The sequence below is a fragment of the Candidatus Burkholderia verschuerenii genome (assembly GCF_001189365.1).
GTDB classification, from domain to species: Bacteria; Pseudomonadota; Gammaproteobacteria; order Burkholderiales; family Burkholderiaceae; genus Caballeronia; species Caballeronia verschuerenii.
In genome coordinates, this window is the sequence record NZ_LFJJ01000335.1 from 1 (window position 1) to 2,167 (window position 2,167).

At 46.4% G+C, this 2,167-nt stretch carries 1 pseudogene; it reads right to left on the minus strand.

The features are described 5' to 3' along the window. Positions 1–1,148 precede the first annotated feature (1,148 nt). Positions 1,149–2,167 (minus strand): annotated as a pseudogene (locus BVER_RS28655) (hypothetical protein); the annotation flags it as partial.

Sequence of the window (2,167 nt, forward strand, 5' to 3'; positions counted from 1 at the left end):
CCCTCGTCGGCAGCGTCAGATGTGTATAAGAAGCAGACCTGAAGGTAATCACTCATGGGATTGCCATGAGGTACTTACTCATGGGATTGCCATGAGATAATCACTCGTGGGATTGCCACGAGGTAATCATTCGTGGGATTGCCACGAATTCCAAGTCAGTTTTCGCTTTATTATTCCTCTCAAGATGTGGAGCTTTGCTTCCACTTATTCATTTAAAAACAGGGAATAATATTCCGTAATTTGCCCAACTCATTTCAAGGCGGATCCGTGCTTTCATGATCGAGGTCAGCCTGTGCTCATACCCCACCCCACAAGAAGTTCAACCTTTACCCGCTCAAATGCTCATTAGAACTACGGCCTTTCATGTAAGATGCTCAGTTTGTTGCCACAAAGCTTAACACACAAAACTTTCCTAAAAAACACAAAAAAGAAGAAACACAACACATTTTCTTTTACTGTCACTCAAAACATTTGACATTAACCAAATCAATCAAATCAACTCATTTATCAATTCAGCCCAAATTTTAGCATTTTTTCACAAAGTCAGTGCCACCAATCAGTGAAGTGTTTACTAAATAGTGCAAAACTATTCCATTCCATGCCATACACTATATGAACAAAAAGCCGCAAAAAGCAGTAAATTAATCTAAAAAATCAAGTATCACTTCCAACTTAACCCTTTTTCAGCAATAAAGCACATGACTGCCTTGAAAAATTTTAAAAATTTTCACAAATTTTTGTTATTTAAAACCTAAAAGCTCAACTAAAGTCTTCACCCCCCCAAACTTAAACTAAGCATTGTCCCTAATGCTTTTAAACATGTATCTACCCTTGGAAGGAGTGAGGGCTTAGTGTATTATGGTATAGCAAAAATGTGAAATTAACATTTAAGTGCATTTTTCAAGGTCTCTATTTTAATTTCCAGTTTAAGGATTAATGGTAGTGGTGACTTAATTATTTGGACTTCAACGTAAATAACCACCAAAAGATACCACAAACAAACATTAGAAAATAAACTAGATTATAAACAAACAAAAGATTAGGTTAGAACTAAAGTTAACTAAAAATCATCAAACAAGTAAACTACAAAATCGTGCACTTGGCATGCAAAACGAGACAGTGGCCTCCCTGAATGTCTGTTCGGCTGACTACTGGGGTGGCTGCTGTGGTGGCAGTCTGCTCAAGATGAGCTCCAGGAGGTGACGCTGCGACTGGAGCTCGACCTCTATCCGCTGCTGATGAGTCCGGAGCTCTGTGATGTCCTGTCGGAGCTGTCTATACTCGTGTGCTCGCACAGACTCCGGCTCAGGCTGCTCTGAGTCCTGCTGCTGCTGCTCATGCGGCGGAGACGGTGGCGGTGAAGGAGGTGGGAGTGTCTGATGCTGATGTGGCGGAGACGGCGGCGGAGACTCATGCTGCAGTGGGTCAGGCTGCCTATCCTTGATGGCCTCGAAACGGAGAACCGACATCAACTGGATGAATGTGGTCGGATCTCCTCTGGGTCGAATCCCAGCCTTGATGCACATGGCAGTGATGAGATTCGGGAAGCCGAGCGACAAGTTGGACTTCGATGTCTTTGTCGCCGCCACCATCTGATCTCTAATGACTCGGCCCACATCGACTGCAACGTCGGTGCTGATAGCATATATCAGGTGAGCTCGCATCTTCAGCACCTCCGGATTCGATGAAGTAGGCATCAGACGGCACCGGACGAAATGGTTGATCAGTCTGGCCTTCGCTCGCAGCTCGGACTTGCGAATGTGTCTCCAGTCTGCGTGGTTCTGCTCCTGCCCCGTCAGCTCACGGTAGATGTCCCGCTCATCGACCGGCCGTTGATCGTAGTGAATCCCAAGGTCGGGCAGGTCGAAGAAGGCGTTGATTGCCCTCGCGGAGAAATCTACCGTATGGCCGTCAATGGTCACCTCCTCCTGCTTTTCTACGTGCAACCGCGCGTAGACCTCATAAATGAGGCTACGATCGCCAGGTCGGAGTCTGTCATGACCGACGAATGCTGTCCATCTACGTCTCTCAATGTACGCCTGTAGGGGAGGCTCGATCTTCAGGCCCCTTTCTGCCACGATCGATTTCTTTGCGTACTCTGCCATGGCCTCTCGTACTCCTCCGAGCAGCCCCTCCTGTTGGTTGCTCGTAGATGCTTCTGTCTGTC